The 18,972-nt window shown below is 64.5% G+C and carries 16 protein-coding genes; 10 read left to right on the top strand and 6 right to left on the bottom strand.

The window, feature by feature from the left end; all coding sequences use genetic code 11:
- Positions 1-115 precede the first annotated feature (115 nt).
- Both AC50X9_RS11395 and AC50X9_RS11390 read left to right on the top strand, forming a co-directional pair.
- Positions 116-349, top strand: coding sequence for a DUF6480 family protein (locus AC50X9_RS11395; RefSeq protein ID WP_494893611.1), 234 nt, complete (start codon positions 116-118; stop codon positions 347-349).
- Between the two features lie 645 nt (positions 350-994).
- Positions 995-1,195, top strand: a complete 201-nt coding sequence (locus tag AC50X9_RS11390) for a CPBP family glutamic-type intramembrane protease (protein WP_494893776.1) — start codon at positions 995-997, stop codon at positions 1,193-1,195.
- A 605-nt stretch (positions 1,196-1,800) separates the two neighbouring features.
- Here AC50X9_RS11390 and AC50X9_RS11385 read toward each other — a convergent pair.
- Together AC50X9_RS11385 and catA are read right to left on the bottom strand one after the other, a co-directional pair.
- A complete protein-coding gene (locus AC50X9_RS11385; RefSeq protein ID WP_494893609.1) occupies positions 1,801-3,087 on the bottom strand; it encodes a benzoate/H(+) symporter BenE family transporter in 1,287 nt (428 codons plus the stop codon).
- A 108-nt stretch (positions 3,088-3,195) separates the two neighbouring features.
- Positions 3,196-4,092, bottom strand: coding sequence for a catechol 1,2-dioxygenase (gene catA / locus AC50X9_RS11380; protein ID WP_494893607.1), 897 nt, complete (start codon positions 4,090-4,092; stop codon positions 3,196-3,198).
- 316 nt (positions 4,093-4,408) lie between these two features.
- On the opposite strand from catA, the gene benA reads away from it, so the two are divergent.
- The 5 genes from benA (at position 4,409) to AC50X9_RS11355 (ending at position 11,779) form a co-directional block, all read left to right on the top strand.
- Positions 4,409-5,791 (top strand): benzoate 1,2-dioxygenase large subunit, encoded by a 1,383-nt coding sequence (gene benA / locus AC50X9_RS11375; RefSeq protein WP_494893605.1) that lies wholly within the window; start codon positions 4,409-4,411, stop codon positions 5,789-5,791.
- A 36-nt stretch (positions 5,792-5,827) separates the two neighbouring features.
- The gene (gene benB / locus AC50X9_RS11370; RefSeq protein WP_494893603.1) at positions 5,828-6,364 is read left to right on the top strand and encodes a benzoate 1,2-dioxygenase small subunit; all 537 of its coding nucleotides are present in this window, start codon (positions 5,828-5,830) and stop codon (positions 6,362-6,364) included.
- Positions 6,365-6,487: 123 nt separating this feature from the next.
- Complete coding sequence (gene benC / locus AC50X9_RS11365) at positions 6,488-8,059, top strand: benzoate 1,2-dioxygenase electron transfer component BenC (RefSeq protein ID WP_494893601.1); 1,572 nt, start codon at positions 6,488-6,490, stop codon at positions 8,057-8,059.
- Complete coding sequence (locus tag AC50X9_RS11360) at positions 8,059-8,886, top strand: 1,6-dihydroxycyclohexa-2,4-diene-1-carboxylate dehydrogenase (RefSeq protein WP_494893599.1); 828 nt, start codon at positions 8,059-8,061, stop codon at positions 8,884-8,886. Before benC ends, AC50X9_RS11360 begins: the two co-directional genes overlap by 1 nt.
- Positions 8,887-8,947: 61 nt before the next feature.
- The gene (locus AC50X9_RS11355) at positions 8,948-11,779 is read left to right on the top strand and encodes an AAA family ATPase (protein ID WP_494893597.1); all 2,832 of its coding nucleotides are present in this window, start codon (positions 8,948-8,950) and stop codon (positions 11,777-11,779) included.
- 39 nt (positions 11,780-11,818) lie between these two features.
- On the opposite strand, the gene catC is transcribed toward AC50X9_RS11355, so the two are convergent.
- The 4 genes from catC to AC50X9_RS11335 form a co-directional block, all read right to left on the bottom strand.
- Positions 11,819-12,097, bottom strand: coding sequence for a muconolactone Delta-isomerase (catC, locus tag AC50X9_RS11350; RefSeq protein WP_494893595.1), 279 nt, complete (start codon positions 12,095-12,097; stop codon positions 11,819-11,821).
- A 25-nt stretch (positions 12,098-12,122) separates the two neighbouring features.
- Positions 12,123-13,226, bottom strand: a complete 1,104-nt coding sequence (locus AC50X9_RS11345; RefSeq protein WP_494893593.1) for a mandelate racemase/muconate lactonizing enzyme family protein — start codon at positions 13,224-13,226, stop codon at positions 12,123-12,125.
- Positions 13,223-14,161: a LysR substrate-binding domain-containing protein gene (locus AC50X9_RS11340; RefSeq protein ID WP_494893591.1), complete on the bottom strand. Its 939-nt coding sequence runs from the start codon at positions 14,159-14,161 to the stop codon at positions 13,223-13,225. The genes AC50X9_RS11345 and AC50X9_RS11340 overlap by 4 nt, the downstream gene beginning before the upstream one ends.
- A gap of 130 nt (positions 14,162-14,291) precedes the next feature.
- Entirely contained in the window at positions 14,292-15,677 is a 1,386-nt protein-coding gene (locus tag AC50X9_RS11335) for an MFS transporter (protein ID WP_494893589.1), read from the bottom strand.
- A 283-nt stretch (positions 15,678-15,960) separates the two neighbouring features.
- Between AC50X9_RS11335 and AC50X9_RS11330 the strand changes: the two genes are divergently transcribed.
- The 3 genes from AC50X9_RS11330 to AC50X9_RS11320 all read left to right on the top strand — a co-directional run bounded on the left by AC50X9_RS11330 (position 15,961) and on the right by AC50X9_RS11320 (position 18,887).
- Positions 15,961-16,659, top strand: coding sequence for a maleylpyruvate isomerase family mycothiol-dependent enzyme (locus AC50X9_RS11330; protein WP_494893587.1), 699 nt, complete (start codon positions 15,961-15,963; stop codon positions 16,657-16,659).
- Positions 16,660-17,569: 910 nt separating this feature from the next.
- Positions 17,570-18,301: an SDR family NAD(P)-dependent oxidoreductase gene (locus AC50X9_RS11325; RefSeq protein ID WP_494893585.1), complete on the top strand. Its 732-nt coding sequence runs from the start codon at positions 17,570-17,572 to the stop codon at positions 18,299-18,301.
- Between the two features lie 25 nt (positions 18,302-18,326).
- Positions 18,327-18,887, top strand: coding sequence for a GNAT family N-acetyltransferase (locus tag AC50X9_RS11320; protein WP_494893580.1), 561 nt, complete (start codon positions 18,327-18,329; stop codon positions 18,885-18,887).
- Positions 18,888-18,972 lie beyond the last annotated feature (85 nt).

Here is an 18,972-nt window from a genome sequence, read left to right as displayed (position 1 = left end):
GGAGCAACGGATTCCGCTTCGCCCACGCCGGGATGCAGATCAGCGGAGCCATGGCCCTGCCGACTGCGCCGATTACGCTGAACAGAGCATCAGGCCGGTAACCAAGGGAGTGGACGTGTCAGGAAGCAACCCGGACCCGGAGGAAGACAAGATCACTGGCCTTGAGCCGGGAGGTGGGGTGCCTCCGGGCGAGACCCCTCCGGGCGAAGCGTCAACGGCCGGCCCGCAGGGTCATGAGGAGCATGGCACCAGGATGAGCACCCAGGTTATCTGGATTGCCGCGATCGCCGTCGTTGTCGCGCTGTGCTTGCTGTTCTTCGTCGGCTACATCGTGGGATTCTTCGACTAAGGTCCGTTCTCACCACCCATCGACTGCTCCGTACCCACCCTTTTCGCGGCCCAAACCGCAACCTTCGGAGCAGCCGATGAGACTCATGACTGCGCGCCGGCGGGCCTGAGTTAGGCTCACAATATGAAGCCTCGGGGGATACTTTTGCCAGCCGATCCTCTTGACCAACCCGGGAATGCGTCCGGGTCGATTGAGAGCGTGACACTGAAGCAGGCCTTCCGGGCGCTGATGTTTGTCGCCTGTATCTTGCGGTCCTGACCGCGGGAGTCCTGGTCGTGGGGCTTTCCGGCCTCGTTGATTTCACGCCCGAGTCCGCCGTTCTAGTGATCATCTGCGGCGCCACGGCGGCGGCCATGCTGGCACTCTACTTCCACCTGCTCCGGAGGAACGGCCTCACATTGCGCGGGCTCGGGTTTCGGCGGTTCAGGCTCAGAATGCTCCATCTGTTCTGGCAAATCCCGTCTGCCATAATCATTGCCGCCTGCCTGCGAGGTCTCACCCTCGCCGCCCTCAGCCAGTTGGGGATAGACGCCGGTCCGCCGGCTCCCAGAACGACCCGCTGTCCAACATCGTGGATCTGCCGACACCGCTCGTCGTACTGGGCTTCCTATCCATTGCTGTGCTCTCACCCCGTTGTGGGAAGAAGTGCTCTTCCGGGGCGCCCTCCTCAGCGGCTTCGCCGGGCGCTTCAGGCCCCTCGTGGCGGTCGTGCTGTCGGCAGCGCTGTTCGCTGCCTGTCACCTGGTGCTGCTCACCTTTCCCTACCTCTTCGCCCTGGGCATCGCGCTGGCACTCGTCAGACGGTTTCATAGAACCTGTGGGCTCCGGTGCTGCTCCACGCCGTGAACAATGCGCTGGTGGTGCTGATCGTGATGGCGGCCGCCTGAGGCCTCGCGCCCTGCGTTCCTCTTCAGGGGCCGTCGGTCAGCGTAAAGCCAGAACCGCAATAATTACAGCTCTTTGGGCCTAAACAACGATGCTGTAATCCCTGCGGCGGCCAGCGATTGTGGTCGTCATCAGCGCGGCGGGGTGCCTACCCTTACTCGGCGGCCCCCGCTCTCGTTACAGGGCGGTGACCGGGACCTTCAGCCCGTTTCTTGTTCAACGGCCCGGCCCCCTTCGAATGCAGCCAGCCCGTTCGGTGGCGAGGGAGCGGTTAAGGCGCTCGTCACGGTCGGAAACCCGGACGCCTCCGCCGGATCGTCACAGCCGGAACGCTACCGCTGATGCTCAGTGCCGGAAACAGCGCGGCCGCCCGCGCAGTATCTGCTGATACTGGAGCCACTGCAACGGTCTGCTTCAAACGCGACACCGGGCCGCATACACCTACGAGGTATTCGCGCAGACCTATACCTATGGATCGTGGAATAGCGTTGCTTCGACCCGGTCGGTCAGCGGCTGCAGCACGTGGACGTTGCCCACCGCGGGCGAGGCCTCAGGAAAACCACGGGTCAGGATCCGGCATTATGGTCCGCGCGCTCAAGCACACGGGACACCGTGTAGCCGATGACAAGGCCCCAGAATGCCGGGTGAATGTTGAAAAGGCTCATTCCAGACATGGTCACCACGAATGTCACTAGGGCCCCCAAGGTGAACGTCGTGGCGAAGGCGGTCACGAAGGCTTGCTGGAGGGCGCGCAGCATGGCAATGCCGCCGAGGGCAAGGATGAACTCCCTGGGCGTGGCGAGCATGAGCCGGGTGAGGGTGGGGGCCAAGAGGGCGCAGGCCATGGCCAGGACGCCGAACACCACGGCAGAGGTGTACTGGCGCTTGGTGGTTCCTGAGGACGTCATGAGGGCGTTGGTAGGGCCGGTCACGCAGGCTGAGACGGCGCCGCAGCCCGCATTGAGCAACGAAAACGCGCCCGAAACGATGGCGAAGACGTTGACCGGCGGGTTGTGGCCGGCGGCACGGAGAACCGCGATGCCCTGGCCGTTCTGGACGAACAGCACGGTGAGGGCCAGGGGAACAACCAGCTCGAGCTGGGCAGCCCAGGTGAACTCGGGAAGGGTGAAAACCGGGGTGGCCAGAACCGGCCCGCCTTTTTGGAGGGCAAATTGGCCACTTGCCGCCACGGCGAGGCACCCAACCGCGAGGGTGCCGAGCACCGGCGGAAGGAATCTGCCGAGGGCGGGAACGGCCGTGAGGACCAGGAATGCGACCGCCATGGGGGCGGCCACCACAGCGTTCGTCTGGGTTGCGGTGACGATGTCCGTGCCGAACTTTAGGAATACAGCGGCCACCATAGCCATGACGATCTGCATCGGAACCACTGCCATGATCCGCCGCACCACTCCGGTGGCGCCCAGCGCGAGGACGAGAGCTCCGGACGTGAAGAAGGCCCCCACAACTTCCGGAAAGGACAAGTGCAGCAGGGACGGACCCAGGAGCACCGTGCCGGGAATGGACCAGGCGAAGCCAAGGGGCTGTCGATACAGGAGCGACATGACCAGAGTCGCCGCCCCGGCCGAAAAAAGGATGCCAAACACCCAAGATGCCAGTTGGCCTTCGGTAAGTCCTCCCGCCGCTCCGACGGCCAGGGTAACGGCTATCGGGCCGGAGGCGGAGAAGATGAGGCCGATCACCCCGTTGGAAACATAGGACAGGCCCAGGTCACTGACGACCTGGCGTAGGCCTGCGGGGCGAACGCCAGGGCGTTCAAGCAGGGGTTGGGGTACCGGATCCGCAGCCGCTGCCACGGGGGCGACGGCGGGTGGGTCCTGACGGGATGGCGGCATTCGGGCTCCTCGCAGCGGCGGCAAAAATATAGGCGCCCCGGAGTATGCACTCCAGGGCGCCTTCGGTGCCGGGGCGGAGGCGCCGGCGCCGAGTGTCAGCGGTGGCTCTTACTTGTGCTGGCCTTCCTTGGCCAGGACGTAGTCATAGACCACTTCTTCGCCGGCCTGGCCGTCCGTGCGCGGCTTGGGGTCCAGCATCAGTTCAGGCTTGACTGCCGAGGCGATGTCGTCGACGTTGTGCGGGTCGCCGGGGAAGTACAGCTGCTGGGTTACGGGCTGGAAGCCAGGCGCGGAGACCTTGATGTGGATGTGCGCCGGGCGCCAGGCGTGCCAGCCTGCTGCGCTGATCAGCTGCCCGCAGGCCCCATCCGTGGGAATCTGGTAAGGTGCCGGGCGCATCGTGTTGATTTCGAAGCGGCCGTCGTCGTCTGCCTTGACCGTGGCGCGGAAGAGCCAGTCAGGGAGGCCCGGGGCGTACTGGGAGTAGAAGCCGGCGCTGTCGGCGTGCCAAATCTCCACCTGGGCGTTCTGGATGGGGTTGCCGTCAGTATCGGTGAAGCGGCCGCTGAAGTGCAGCGGTGTGCCCTCCTCGTCCTCTCGCATCTCCACGGTGGCCGGAGTCTGGAGTTCCGGGGAGCCCGGCACGTAGTAAGGCCCCTCGATTGTACCTACGGTGCCGGGGCGGTCCTGGGAGTTGACGTCCTCCACAGTGTGCTCCAGCCACACGTCCAGGAATAGCGGCCATTCACCGTCAGTTCCGACTTTAATGAGCCAGGCTTTGAGTGCGTTGTATTCCTCGTAGGTGACCTCGTGCTCGACGACGATGTCGTTGGCGGCTTTGATGAGAGCCCCCGCCAGCAGGCTGACCCTCTCCTTCGGAACATCCAGTTGCGCGAGCTTTCCTGAGGCGGTGAAGCGCTCGGTGGCCTTTGAACCGGCTTCGACGGCAGTGCCCTCGTTCTCCTTGCGGGCGACCTCTTCGGTTTCAGTCATGGTGATCTCCATACTTCTCATTGAACAGGGTCAGGAGGCTTTCCTGCACCCTTTGCGAACCTGCGGGGCACCTTCTGAATCTGCCCCCGCGGCCACGCGTGATGTCCGTCTCATCGTAGGCGGGATATAAGGACGCTACAAATATCGATTCTTCCTATTTTCGGTCATGAGGCGAACATAAAGACACCCTTGGCCGATGCTAGGTGTTTGCCTGATGTGAGTGCGGTCACGGTAGGGGAGAATTGCCTGACAACGTCCCTCTGGGCACTGCGGGTTGGCCTGGACCTCCCGCTCATCCGTCCAGCACTCTCCCATGAAGGAGTACGCCATGATCGAGAACCTGGCCCATGTCCGCGAGGTCCTTGCCGACGCCGTGATCGACGACCGTGAAAATGGTGTCATCCGTGCGAAGCGCGAAATCTTTACCGATCAAGAGATTTTCGAACTGGAGATGAAACACATCTTTGAAGGCAACTGGGTTTATCTCGCCCATGAGTCCCAGATCCCCAACGTGGGGGACTACTTCACCACGAACATCGGCCGCACTCCCGTGGTGATCACCCGCGACAAAGAAGAAAAACTCAACTGCATCGTCAACGCGTGCTCCCACCGCGGCGCCATGCTGTGCCGGCGCAAGACGGATAACCGCACCACTTTCACCTGCCCGTTCCACGGCTGGACGTTCAAGAACTCCGGTGAGCTCCTGAAAGTGAAAGACTCCCGCAACGCCGGCTACCCGGAAACCTTCAATAAAGAGGGCTCCCACGACCTCACCAAGGTTGCCCGTTTTGAGTCTTACCGTGGCTTCCTGTTCGGTTCCTTGAAGGCTGACGTTCTCCCCCTCGAAGAGCACCTGGGTGACGCCACCAAGGTTATCGATTCCATCGTGGATCAGTCCCCGGAGGGACTCGAAGTGCTGCGTGGGGCATCCACGTACACGTACGACGGCAACTGGAAGGTGCAGGCCGAGAACGGCGCCGACGGCTACCACGTCACTGCCGTGCACTGGAACTACGCCGCCACTACGGCCCGCCGCAGCGCCGGCGACTCAGCCAACACGACCAAGGCCATGGACGCCGGTAAATGGGGCAAGGTCAAGGGCGGTTTCTATTCCTACGACCACGGACACCTGCTGCTGTGGCAGGAATGGACCAACCCGGAGGACCGCCCACTGTGGGACCGCCGCGAGGAGCTCGTTGCAAAGTATGGCGAGGAGATGGCGAACTTCATGATCAACATCTCGCGAAACCTCTGCCTGTACCCGAATGTCTACATCATGGACCAGTTCTCCTCGCAGATCCGCCACTTTCGTCCCATCTCCGCGGACCAGACCGAGGTGACGATTTACTGCATCGCACCCAAGGGCGAATCGCAGGAGAACCGGTCCAAACGCATCCGACAGTACGAGGACTTCTTCAACGCCACGGGCATGGCCACCCCCGACGACCTCGAGGAGTTCCGGTCCTGCAACAAGACGTACTGGGCCACCTCGGCGCCATGGAACGACATGACCCGCGGGTCCACCCACGAGATTGCAGGACCCGACGCGCAGGCCCAGGCGCTGGGCATGACCAAGGTCATCGCGTCCGGGCTGCGCACCGAGGACGAGGGGCTCTACCCCATCCAGCACGGGTACTGGAAGGAAGTCATGGACCGGGCCCTGGCGGAAGAGGAGCAATCCGCACTGGATACCGTTCCCGTCACCGCCTGACCCAGACCACGTGGAACCAGAGAGAGTGCATAACCCATGACAAACCTGATCAGAGCAGTTGCGGCGCTCAAGAGCGCCGAGGAGATTGCCACCCTTGAAACCGTCCGAGCCTTCTTGTACAAGGAGGCCCGTCTGCTGGATGAGCGCCAGTTCGATGAATGGCTTCAGTGCTACCACCCGGACGCCGAGTTTTGGATGCCTGCATGGGACGTCGACGACCGGTTGACCGAGGACCCGCAGAACGAGATCTCGCTCATCTACTACGACAACCGCGGCGGCATTGAGGACCGTGTCTTCCGGATCAAAACAGACCGGTCGTCAGCGACGTCCCTCCCGGAGCCTCGCACCGGGCACAACCTCACAGACATCGAGATCGTGGAGCACGACGGCGCCCAGGTGAAGGTGCGCTTCAACTGGTTCACCCTGTACTTCCGCTACAACACAACGGACACGTACTTCGGGACCAGCTTCTACACGATCGACCTCTCCGGCGGGGAGCCGGTCATCATGAAGAAGAAGGTCGTCTTGAAGAACGACTACATCCACCATGTGGTGGACGTCTACATGATCTGACGGCCGCGCGCCGGTGCCCGGCACTTCCTGGGCACCGGCGTGGACGGTTCTGAACCCCGTGCCCACCGGGCACATCCGCACTTTTCCGGGTCGCGACGACGCGACCCCCAGCAGGAGGAATTCATGGGCCACAAAGTAGCCCTCAGCTTCGAAGACGGCGTCACTAAGGTCATCAAGGTCGGCGACTACGAGACGGTGATGGACGCCGCATACAAGGCACGGATCAACATTCCGTCAGATTGTCGGGACGGTGCCTGCGGCACCTGCAAGGCCTTTTGCGATTCCGGCTCCTTCGACCCGGGGGACTACATTGACGACGCGATGACGGAGGAGGAACTCGAAAAGGGCTACATGCTTACCTGCCAGGCGGTGCCGGAGTCGGATCTGGCCATCCAGATCCCTGCCACGTCGGCATCCGCGAAAACCTCAGCCACCACCTTCACGTCCACCATGACGGAGCTCAACAAGCACTCGGAAACCACGGTTTCCTTCAGCCTGGAGGTCGAAAACCGCGACGCTCTGGCCTTCCTCCCGGGCCAGTACGTCAACCTCAAGGTCCCCGGAACCGACGCGGAGCGCTCCTATTCGTTCAGCAGCGGCCCCGAGGTTCACACTGCCTCCTTCATGGTGCGGGTAACGCCGCAGGGCGCGATGTCCGAATACCTGCGCGACAGGGCAGCGGTGGGCGACACCATCGAACTCACGGGTCCGTACGGCTCGTTCTTCCTGCGGGAGCCCAAGCGCCCCCTGCTGCTCCTGGCAGGCGGCACCGGGCTGGCACCGCTCCTGTCCATCCTCGAGAAGCTCGCCGAGAACCCGCCGTCGACACCGGTCCATCTGATCTACGGGCTGACCCGCGAGGCGGACATCGTCGGCCTGGACTGGCTGCGGGCATACGAGGCGAAGGTGCCCGGATTCACCTGGGACTACATTGCTTCTGAACCCGGCACGTCCGCTCCCCACACGGGCTATGTCACACAGATCATCGAGCCATCCCACCTGAACGACGGGAATGTTGACATCTACCTGTGCGGCCCGCCCCCCATGGTCAATGCCGTTTCGAAGTGGCTGGACGCCGAGGGCATCAAGCCCGTCAACTTCTACTTCGAGCGCTTTGCCCCGAAGGAGGCCACCGGCGGCGACGCCGAGACGGGTGCACCGGCACCCATGGAGAAGATCCAGGCCGAAGGCGACACGATGACCCGCAGCGAGGCCGTCTCGTCCATGGAGACCGGCCGGCTGGATTTCCGCAAGGAAGACAGCTTCGCCCAGTTGGACGCCCGCATGGGCCTGGAGCTCGCGGTGAGCGAGCTGATGCTGGGCCGCCTCAGCGAAGAACAGTTGCACCAGTTCCGGCGGCTCGCCGAGGCCACCACGCGCTCTGTGGCTGCGGGCATCGTTCAGGAACCGGGTGAATTCGCGCGGACCAACGAGGAGTTCCACGAATACCTCTTCATGATCTGCGATAACCCCATGCTGCTTGAGTCCTACCGCCGGCTCGACGTCCACGCGCAGATGGCTGCGGCCTTCGAGGCCGGCACCCGAATCTTTGAGCGGGTCACACAGGACCACCTAGATATCGTCTATGCCTTCGAGCGCCAGGACAAGGCACGGGTGCGGGAGGTCATCATGGCCCACGCTCGGGACGCCAAGGAAACCATGGCCGGGGCGATCGACGCCAAAGATAACCGCTGATGGCACGGCCATATGCGGGACAGTTCGTTACTCCGGGCCGGTACGCCGACAAGGTGGCCGTCGTAACCGGCTCCGCACAGGGTATTGGCCAGAAGGTGGCAGAGCGGATCGGTGCCGAGGGGGGCGCTGTTGTCCTGGTGGACCGCGCCGAGTTGGTCCACGAGGTGGCGCAAGGGATCCAGGAAGCCGCACAGGGTTCCGGTTCAGGCGGTTCGGCGACCTCGGTGACCGCTGATCTGGAGACCTTCGCCGGAGCGCAGCAGGCCGTCGAAGCGGCGCTGGCCGCCCACGGCCGGGTGGACGTCCTGGTTAACAATGTTGGCGGCACTATCTGGGCCCGTCCGTACGAAGAGTACGACGAGGACCAGATCGAGAAGGAGATCCGCCGCTCACTCTTTCCCACCCTCTGGACCTGCCGGGCCGTGCTGCCGGCCATGCTGCGGCAGGGCTCGGGCACTATTGTCAACGTTTCCTCGGTAGCCACCCGCGGGATGCACCGTGTGCCGTACGCGGCTGCGAAGGGCGGCGTCAACGCTTTGACCCAGTCCTTGGCCATGGAGGTCGGCGGACGTGGTGTCCGCGTGGTTGCAACCGCCCCGGGCGGCACCGAAGCGCCGGTCCGCAAGGTCAAACGAGGGCCGGAGGCTGAATCCCCCACGGAAAAGGCCTGGTACCAGGCGATCGTTGACCAAACCGTGGAGTCGTCCTTTTTGAAGCGCTACGGAACCTTGGACGAACAGGCCGCGCCCATCGTATTCCTCGGATCAGATGAAGCGTCGTACCTGACCGGCAGTATCCTTCCAGTCGCTGGCGGGGATCTAGGCTAAGGCCCCGGTGATGGATGCCCGCCGCCGGGGCCGTGCGGGCCCCTCCGGTAGGCTTGGCTTCATGACGGCGGGCTCAATATACGGTGAAATGGCGGAGGGCTTGCCGCTCGTTGGCCGGACCGGGGTCTCCGAGGAGCTCCTGGAAATTCTCCGCTCGGTCCGCAAAGGCAATGTGGGCGCAGTGGTGATCACCGGTCCCTCCGGGTCCGGGAAGACCGCAGTGCTGGAGGTCTTCCTTGAGCACTGCCGCACTGTCGCCCGTGGTGTCCGCGTCCTGTCCGCCATGGGCGATGAATGGGAGGCGCAGTTCCCCCTCGCCGGCTATTCCCAGCTCATGCTCACGTTGCCGCTGCGCTCGGCAAAGGATTACGACGGCGGCCCGGCCTTGCCCGCTGGCCCCGTCGCGGCTCTCACCCCCGCCCAGGTCCTCGATTACGCCTCGATCCTCACCACCCACCTCGAAGGACTGCAGTCCCACGGCAGCGTAGTTGTCGCCGTCGACGACGTTCACAAACTCGACGTGGAGAGCCTGCGCATCCTCACATTCGTCATGCGACGGCTGCACGGAAAACGGATCATGTTCGTGCTCACGCTTAACCCCGAGGCGACGCCCCGCGTCCCCGCCGATGTGCTGGACTTCCTCACAAGCCACCAGGTCGCCCGTATCCCGCTTGATCCGCTCACCCCGCAGCAAGTCCAGGATCTCGCCCGGCGGGTGCTTGGTATCGACCTCAGCCTGACGGCGGCGTACGGGCTGGTCAAGCACACAGGAGGGCTTGCCCAACCGATCCTGGAGCTGCTCCGCGAGTTGCCGGCGGAGACCTGGCAGACCTGGTTCCCCTCCCTGCCTCCGACTTCCCGGGTGCGTGCCCGGGTGCGCAGTGTGCTCGACGCCGCGTCCCACGGGCTGGTCTCTATAGCGGAGGCGGCTTCCGTGCTCGGGCGCAGCGCCGGCCTGGCAGAGGTTTCCCGGGTCAGCGGGGTGGAGTCCGTCATGGAGGTACTCGATGAGGGACACCGCGCTGGGCTGCTGGGCTTGTCTGTTGATCAGGCCCGTTCCGCGGTCGTGTTCTTTGAACCTGCCACCGCCGAGGCCATCTACGAACAGATCGTTCCCAGCCGGCGCATTGCACTGCATCGGCTGGCCGCTGAGACAGTGCAGCCCGAGGGTGAACGGCTGGGCCACCGTGTCTCCGCGACGCCCGGTGCAGACGAGGCCCTGGCCGAGGAATTGGAGGAATTCGCCCGCTCCCAGGCCCTGGTGGGAGCGTGGCAGGATGCCTCAACAGCTTTGTTCTCCGCGTCCCGACTTTCCCGGGACATCCGTTCCCGGAACGATAGGCTCCTGAGGGCCGTGGATGCCCTTGTGGGTTCCGGCGACATTGCCCAGGCGCAGATCTGGGCCGCGGCAGTGGACGCCCTGCCGTCCTCGTCGCTTCGCTCCTCCGTATTGGGCTACCTCTCCACGGCATCGGGGCAGAACGGCAGCGCGCAGACGCAGCTGGAGATGGCGTGGGCCACCTGCAACCAGCAGCGTGATCCCTCCGCCGCCGCGCAGGTGGCGCAGCGCTTCGTTCTGCACGGGGTAGCGTCCTGGGACGGGCCGCTGATTACCGGTTGGGCAGAGCGGGCCATGGCACTTACGCAGCCGGGCACCCCCGCCTACATTGAGACAGAGGCCATCTACGGCCTGGGCCTGTATGCGCAGGGCCGGCTTTCGGAGGCGGAGGCCTCCTACCACCGGGCCTTTGAACATGCTGCCGAGAACGCCCAGAAGCAGCGGGTCCAGATGGGTGCGGGCTGGCTGGCACTGCGCCTTGACAACGTTGAGTCAGCGCTGGTCAACTTCGAGTCCGCGGCTCCCACGGAGTACCGGGGCGGTTCGATGCGGATTTCCCTGTGGGCAGAGGCCTGGCTGGCGCGCACCCACCTGGTGCTTGGCAACTGGGATGCCGCCGCCGCCACCGTGGCGCGCGCATCCGTGCGCCTCGAGACCTCGCGGATGCCGCTGGTCCGCCCTCTGCTCTACTGGACTGCGGCGGAGCTCTGGTCCATGCGGGGAGACTGGGAGCGGGCCCGGTACTACGTTTCGCAGGCCGCGGTGCAGCCTGGGACGTACCGTGCCATGCAGGTGCCGGCAAGTCTCGCCCGTGCCCGTTTCCACGAGGCGAGGGCGGACTATGAAAGCGCTTTGGCTGTGCTGCAGCCGCTGACGGAGCTGGACCCGTGGACGGAGAACCGGGTGTCCTTCTGGCCCTGGCAGGACACCTACGTCAACGCCCTTGTCATGACTGACCAGCTCGACGCGGCCGACTCGTTCCTTACTGCGTTTGAGCGCGTGCCGCGGGAGCGGGAGGTACCCTCGGACTTGGCGCGGATGGCGTGGGCGCGAGGCCGGATCGTGGCCGCGCAGGGGGACCCCGACACTGCCAGGGAACATTTCGAGGCGTCGCTTGGCCACCTCAGGGGCCTCAACCGGCCGTATCTGCGGGCACGGGTTAGTTTTGCCTTCGGCCAGAGCATGCGCCGGGCGGGCAAACGGCGCCTGGCGTCGACCGTCCTGCGCGCGGCCCGCGACTTATACGACTCCCTGGGTGCGGCCACGTATGTGGAACGGTGCGACCGGGAGCTCAAGGCAACAGGCCTCGACATCGGGAACATGCCGGACCCTGCCGACCCGGTGCTCACTGCCGTCGGCGACCACCACCTCCAGCTCACAGCACAGGAACGGGCCGTGGCCGAGTTGGTAGCGAATGGCGCCACCAACAAGGAGGCGGCGCGGGCTTTGTTCCTGGCGGAGAAGACCGTGCAGTACCACCTGACGCGGCTCTACAGGAAAATGGGAATCCGCTCCCGCAGCGAGCTCGCGGCCGTGTTCCGGGCCAACGACTGACCCCGGTCCACGGCCGTTCCTCGGCCTCTTGCGCCGGTGCTACTTGACGTCTGAGGGGTGTTTCGCGAGTGGCACCACCGAGATATCCATGTAGGGAAACAGCGGCAGGTTCTGCAGGATCTCATGGAGTTCGTCGTTCGAATCGACATCGAAGATCGAGTAATTGGCGTATTCCCCCACCACTCGCCAGATTTCCGGCCACTTGCCAGTCCGCTGCAGCTGTTGCGAGTAGGCCTTCTCCGTGGCCTTGATCTCCGCGGCTTCGCCGGCTGGCAGGTCGGCGGGCAGGTTCACGTCCATATGGACCAGGTATTTCATAAATGTCCTTTCAGAAAAGGGGTTGCTATCGATCGGTGCGGTAAAGGGAGAGCTTTTCTTCGTCAACAGCGGTACCCACCCCGGGACCTTCAGGAACCCGGATGCGTCCGCCGGTGATGGCCAAGGGCACGGCCAGCAGGTCGTCGGCCATGTCGAGGTAATTGGACAGCTCCGCCGCGCGTTTGGACGAATGGGCAAAAGCGGCGCCGAAGGTCACCGAGGCGGCCGTTCCGACCTGGGTGTCGATCTGATTGCCTATGTAAACGTCGATGCCCATGCCCTCGGCCATCCCCACGATTTTGGCCGCCTCCGTGAAGCCGGACCGGGCCGTCTTTACCGCCAGCAGGTTCGCGCCGCCGGTGAGGATTTCCCGCGCGGCCTCGCCGAGGTTCGCGGCAGATTCGTCGGCGGCGATGGGGATGGGGGAGTTCTCCACGAGGCGGCGGCGGCCGAGGACCTCGCGGGCGTCGTCAGGCTCCTCAAGGAACTGCAGGCCCAACTCCGCCGTGCGACGCAGTACCTCGGCGGCCTCGTTCGCAGACCAGCCGCGGTTGGCGTCCATGTAGAGCTCGGCATCTTCGCCAAGGCCCTCCCGCAACACCCGGGCGGCCTCGACGTCGAGGTGAAGGGGACGGCGGCCGGTCTTGAGCTTGAACGTGTTGATGCCGTAGATCTCGCGGAACTCCAGGGCCAGTTCCAGCAGCTCCTGCGCAGGCTTGAAGCCGAGCATGTGAGAGACCCGGAGCGAGTCGGTGTACCCGCCCAGCAGTTTTGTCACAGGCTGTCCGAGAGTCTTGCCGATGACGTCCCAGAGGGCGATGTCTACGGCGCCCTTGGCTGTCTGGTTGTGGACCGTCCGGTACAGGATTGCCTGGACCTTCTCTCGGTCGAAAATGTCGACGCCGACCAGCTGCGGAGCAAAAATGTCCTCCACCACCGCAACTATCGACTTCTGCGTCTCGCCGTAGGTGTAGGGGCGCGGCGGGGTGTCAGCGGTGCCCACCACACCGTCATCGGTGCGAAGCCTGACGAGCACATGGTCTGCCTCGTGCACGGAACCGGACGCGAAGTGCAGTGGATGAAGGTAAGGGATCGAGTACGGAATCGCCTCAATGGCTGCGATCTTCATACGTGGGTAAGCCTTTCATCAGTGGGAAACGGCGCAGGGCCGGGGGCAGGCGCCGTCGCTCCCGCAGTTGCGGTCACCACGACCTCCAGAAAGTTGTGTAGCAGCGCAGAGTGATGCCCGCGCATCCAGGCGACGGCGAGCTCCACTTCGGGGACGTTTTCTATCTCCCGGTAGACCACGCCTTCAAGCTGGAAGGCCTGAACGCTGGACGGCATGACGGCCACCCCGCCCCCTGCGGCTACGAACGCCAGCATGGTGGAAGTCTCTCCAACCACCTGGCTGATGCGTGGCTGGAAGCCCGCCTGGCGGCACAGGTCTGCGGTGGTGCGGTAGAGCACGGATTGGGGCCCGTAGGCGATGAAGTCCTGGTCCTGAAGTTCGTGCATCGCCACGGGCCGATCCACGGCCAGGGCGCTGAACGAGGGAAGCGCGACGACGAGCGGCTCCCTGGTCACCGTCCGGTAGTCGATGTCCTGGGAGGCGACGGGGGGACGCAGCAGCGCGGCGTCCAGAGTACCGTCCCGCAGCCCCGCTTCCATGGATGGCGTAAGCATTTCGCCGCGCAGCGCAAGGGACAGGCCTGGCAGGACCTGTTTGGCAAGGCGGGCGATTTGGGGCATAACGCCGTAGGTTGCCGACCCTGAGAAGCCCACCCTCAGGACGCCGGTGGCGCCCTTCCCGACCTGATATACGTCGGCCTGAAGAGTCGCTACGTCGTTGACGATCTGCCGTCCGCGGTCCAGCAGGAGTTGGCCCGCGGCTGTCAGGTCAACCCTGCGGGTGGTCCGGTTGAGCAGCCGGACTCCAAGCTGGTCTTCCAGCTGGCGGATCTGCTGCGAGAGGGGTGGCTGCGCCATGTGCAGGCGCTTGGCCGCGCGGCCGAAATGCCTCTCTTCAGCAACCGCGATGAAATAGTTCAGTTGGCGGATGTCCAACGTAGTGCCGTCCTTCCGCTAACCGGCCCGCGAGATGCTGCCCTGGGCTCATGATTCATTCAGAGAATAACCATAATAAGCCCTACTAGGATATTTCGTAGACGTAATATTGTCAGGGCAGCCGCGCGGACTATCTGAGGTGGTCAGCGGGGCTGCTGGCCTCTGCCCGGCCTTCGACGATTTCCTCCACTTTGTGCTCGGCTTCCTCCAGCTTTCGCTGGCGGGGGACCAAAATGGTCACGACTGCGCCGACGAGGGCTACGGCCCCATAGATATAAAACGCCGTGGCCCCGCCGATGCCTGCGGCAGCCAGCCAGCCACCGATGATCGGCCCTAGTATCCCGCCGAAGCGTCCCACGCTGGCGCACCATGCCACGCCAGCGGCCCGGGCATTGGTGGTGTAGTAATTCGACTGGAACCCATAAATCAGAACCTGGGTGCCCAGTGTGCCTACCCCGGCGAAGGCGATGAAGGTGAACAGCAAGGGGAGCGGGAAGCTGAAGGTCATCAGCACCAGGCTGATGGTCGCCAGTACAAAGGTGGAGGCGATGACCCGCTGGGGGCCGCCCTTGTCAGCGAGGCGCGAAAGCAGCAGACCGCCCGCGACGGCACCCAGGTTCAGCGCCAGGGGGAAGAATAGGGCGTATGTGCGCCCGTAGCCGTAGCCTTCCATGATTTTCGGCAACCATGTGTTCAGGCCGTAAGTCAGGAGCAGGCCACAGAACGACATCAGGCCAAGCAAAATGGATGGCACAGCGAACTGCCGGGAGAACACCGCGGCGAAACCTGTTTTTTGCGGTGCGGCGCCCACCTGTTGAATGACCCGTTCCTCGATAAGCGGAACGCCAGTGCGTTGGGAAGCGGCCTGGGCTTCCTGCTCACGGCCGCGGGCCAGCAGCCAGCGCGGAGACTCAGGGAGCTTGAACCACGCGATGGGCACGAGGAGGACGAGGGGTAGGGCGCCGATCATGAACAGTCCGCGCCAGCCGATGTCATTGAGCAGCAGGATGCCCATGATCGAAGCGAACACGCCGCCGGCGGGAACGCCGGAGTAAACGATCGCGTTGTAGAACTGCCGCCTTCCCGCGGGCGCGAATTCAGCCATGGTGGCGCCGGCGGTGGCGATAACCACTCCCAGGCCGAGTCCGGTCACGAACCGCAAGGCACCGAAGGCAGGGACGCTGGTGGCAAAAGCTGTGGCGAACATACCGACGGAGAACCAGGCGATGCCCAGGAGCATCAGCCGGCGCCGGCCGAAAAAGTCCCCTACGGCGCCGCAGATCAGTGAGCCTACGAGTACTCCGATGAGGGCCCAGGACCCGAGGAGGCCGGCGGTGACTGCATCAAAAGCTCCGATCTGGCTTGGGTCTGCGAGCAGCCCCGGTAGGACGGTGCCGTAGATGACGAGGTCGTATCCGTCAAACAAAAGGGCGGTGCAGATGACGAAGGCGACCCAATTTGCCGTGCGCGCCTCCTTCTGCGGATTTTCGGCTATAACGGCATGCGGTTGTGTCATGGTCCCCAACTCCTCTCTGAGTGAAGCGGAGGCCAGCGGCACAGGGAGGATCCGAGGGCCGTCCTCCGAGTGATTTCAGCTTGACAGACATGTGACACAAGTCATATGAGGGGAATCCCCTGCTTTCCACCCGGGGGGTATTTATATGCTGGGGCTCTCAAACAGCCATTTGGTGGAAGTCCACCGTCATTGATGCTCCCCCTTCTCAGTCCATACCATCTGGATATGGAACGGTGGCGCAGGAAGGGTGGTTCGGGAACCGGCTCGTGAGTAGGCTGGGACAATGATCAACGCCGCACGCCTCCACTCGGATCTGTCCCGCCTCGGCAGGGAGACGGACATGTTTCTGGCCACCGTCGAGTCCCTTGCCGACAACGAGATGGCCGTTTCCTCGCAGTCTGAGGGGTGGACGCGCGCGGACGTTATCGCCCACGTCGCCTCCAGCGGCCGTGCCCTGGTAAAGCTCATTGACTGGGCGACCTCCGGCGAGGAACGTCCGCTGTATGCCTCCAGCGAGGCCCGCTCCCAAGAGATCGCTGCCCTGGCGGCCCTGCCGCGGGAGGAGCTCATTGGGGAACTGCGGGAGTCGGCCCGGAACTTTGCCGAGCAGGCACAGCGGCTAAGCGGGGAACTCGCGGCCAGGGAAGTGCAGGTTAGCGGCAAGGTGGTCCCCGCCACGTCCATCGTGGCGCTCCGGATAGCCGAGGTCGTGGTGCATCACCATGACCTCGACACTGCCTGGACCATCGAGGAAGCCGATCCGGATTCGCTGCTGAACGCCCTCGAAGCCGTGGTGCGGTCCCTGCGCGCCAAGGGTGCTCCGGGTATGACGCTGGTGACCGAAGAACGTGACGAGTGGGTGATCGGCGACGGCGGGCTGCGCGTTGGATCCGACCGCGAGGGCCTGCTCCTGTGGCTGGCACGCGGGGACGCCGAACATGTTGATGCTGACGGCCCGCTGCCGGTACTACCGTCGTGGTGAGCACGTTGGCCACCTGACTGGCGAAACCGTGTAACCACGGGAATGCCCGGTTCGTTCGCCGGGTTCTACGAGCACTTCCGCGTCCCTAAATAAGCGGGGAAACGCTTGAAAAGTTCCTTGCCGGGACGGCCCGGTGTTCGTCCTGCCCAAGAACAGGCGTGATCTTGCCCGCACAATGGTCGGGTTATCCGCGGCTGGAAATTGGGAGCCATTGGCTTAGCTCCCTGGCCGCAGTAGCGACGTCGCCGGCATCAGCCGGAGCGGCGCCGCTGCTGGCACCATCAGCACGGGGAGAAGGCACAGCGGGCCGCCCACGACCAGCGGCTGCAGGACGAGCTGCTGGACTATTTTTCCGCATCACCGGAGAGGGCCCTGCCAGATCCCACACACATCGCTGCCATTGACTGCACGCACTGTTGGCTGCGGGGGCGTCTCTGGGTGGCTTGGTCGGGGAGGGCGGAACGCCGTTGCGGGCAGGCTTGGGCTTAGCCGGAACGGCTGCACGCGACCCTGGCAGATGTACCCGGTGGGGCTCCTTTCCGGGTTGGGGCTCGATGCCGCAACGGAGGTCACGCTGCTCGTTGTTGCCGGGGCGCGGCAATATTGGCTCTTCCCTGGTACGCCTTCTCATCCCTGGTACGCCTTCTCATCCTGCCGACGCTTTTCGCCGCTGGGAGGTGCCTGGTGGACACCTTGGACGGCTGGTTCATGAATCTCGCCTACGGGCCGGGCGTACTCCAGCCGGCGCAGAAGGATGGCATACAACCCCGTGCTCACGGGCTTCCTGCAGCGGTCGCCCTGGGCATCGGCTCGGGGCAACTGATGTCCCTGTCCGCAGCCGACGCCGGCGCCACCGGGGGCCGGCTGCTGCAATCGCAGGCGCGTCACGTAGGGGCCCATAATTGGGGACATGGGGCGCATCTTCATCACCGGTTCGAGCGACGGACTCGGCCGGGCTACCGCACAGTCCCTGCTCGACGACGGCCACAGTGTCGTCGTGCATGCACGCAGCGCCGGCCGCCTTGCCGCGGTGCAGGATCTCCTGGACCGCGGCGCGCTAGGCGTAGTTGGTGACCTTTCGGACCCCGGGCAAACGCGAGCCGTCGCCGACCAGGTGAACCAAGCCGGTCCCATGGACGCCGTGGTCCACAATGCCGGCGTGTTCAACGGCGCTCATATCTTTCAGGTCAACGTCGCCGCCCCCTACCTCCTCACCGCCCTCATCCACCGCCCGCGCCGGCTGATCTACCTCAGCAGCGGCATGCACCGCGGCGGCCGCACCGACCTCACCGGCATCAACCAAAGCGGAGGGGCCCGAAAAGTGTCCTACTCGGACAGCAAGCTCTACGTCACCGCCCTGGCATTCGCCGTCGCCCGGTTATGGCCGGAAGTCCTCAGCAATGCCGTGGATCCCGGCTGGGTGCCCACCAGGATGGGCGGCCCCGCGGCCCCGGACGACCTGCGCCTCGGCCACCTCACCCAGGAATGGCTCGCGACCAGCGACGACGCCGAGGCACAAACGAGCGGCGGTTATTGGCACCACCAGCACCGGGCGGCAGCACACCGGGCCACCTACGACCGCCAGCTGCAGGACGAACTGCTGAAACATCTCGCCCGCATCACCGGCGAGCCACTTACCTGATCCCATCGACGGGTACCGTGGGGGCATGACGGAACTGAACCTGCCGATCCGCACCGAACGGGTGGTGCTGCGGCGCTTCGAGGCCGGGGACCTGGCCGCGTACCACGCCTACCATTCGCTGCCCGAGACCGCCCGGTTCCTGCCCGGGGAGGCGAAGAGCTACACCCAGTCGATGGAGTCGGTGGGCAAGTATGCCAACTTCGTCTTCGAGAAAGAGGGCGACTGGATCTGCCTGGCCATCGAGGCGGCGGACTCGCCCGGACTGCTTGGCGAGGTTGTGCTGAAGTGGCTGCCGGGCTGCGGGCAGGCCGAGATCGGCTGGAGCCTCGCCCCGGAAGCCCGCGGAAAGGGCATCGCGACGGAGGCCGCCGGGGCCCTCCTCAGGCTGGGCTTCGAGGAACTCCACCTCCACCGTATCGACGCCAAGCTGGATGCCCTCAATACGGCCTCCGCGGCGCTGTGCGAACGCCTCGGCATGCGGCTGGAATCCACCCAGGTCGACAAATGGCACTACAAGGGTCAATGGGCCACGGAAGTCGTCTACGCCCTCCTCGCCGACGAGTGGAAGTCCCGCCGCCCGGCCTGAATCCGCCCTTAGGACTTCAGCGATTCGCCACAAACGGCCGCTATGGCCTGTTGCTTCAACCGGGCGGTCACCGATCCGCCGCAGA

Source organism: Pseudarthrobacter sp. HLT1-3 (genome assembly GCF_059383535.1).
The sequence above is the reverse complement of the archived record's forward strand: the minus strand, read 5'-3'. Positions and strand labels throughout refer to the sequence as shown.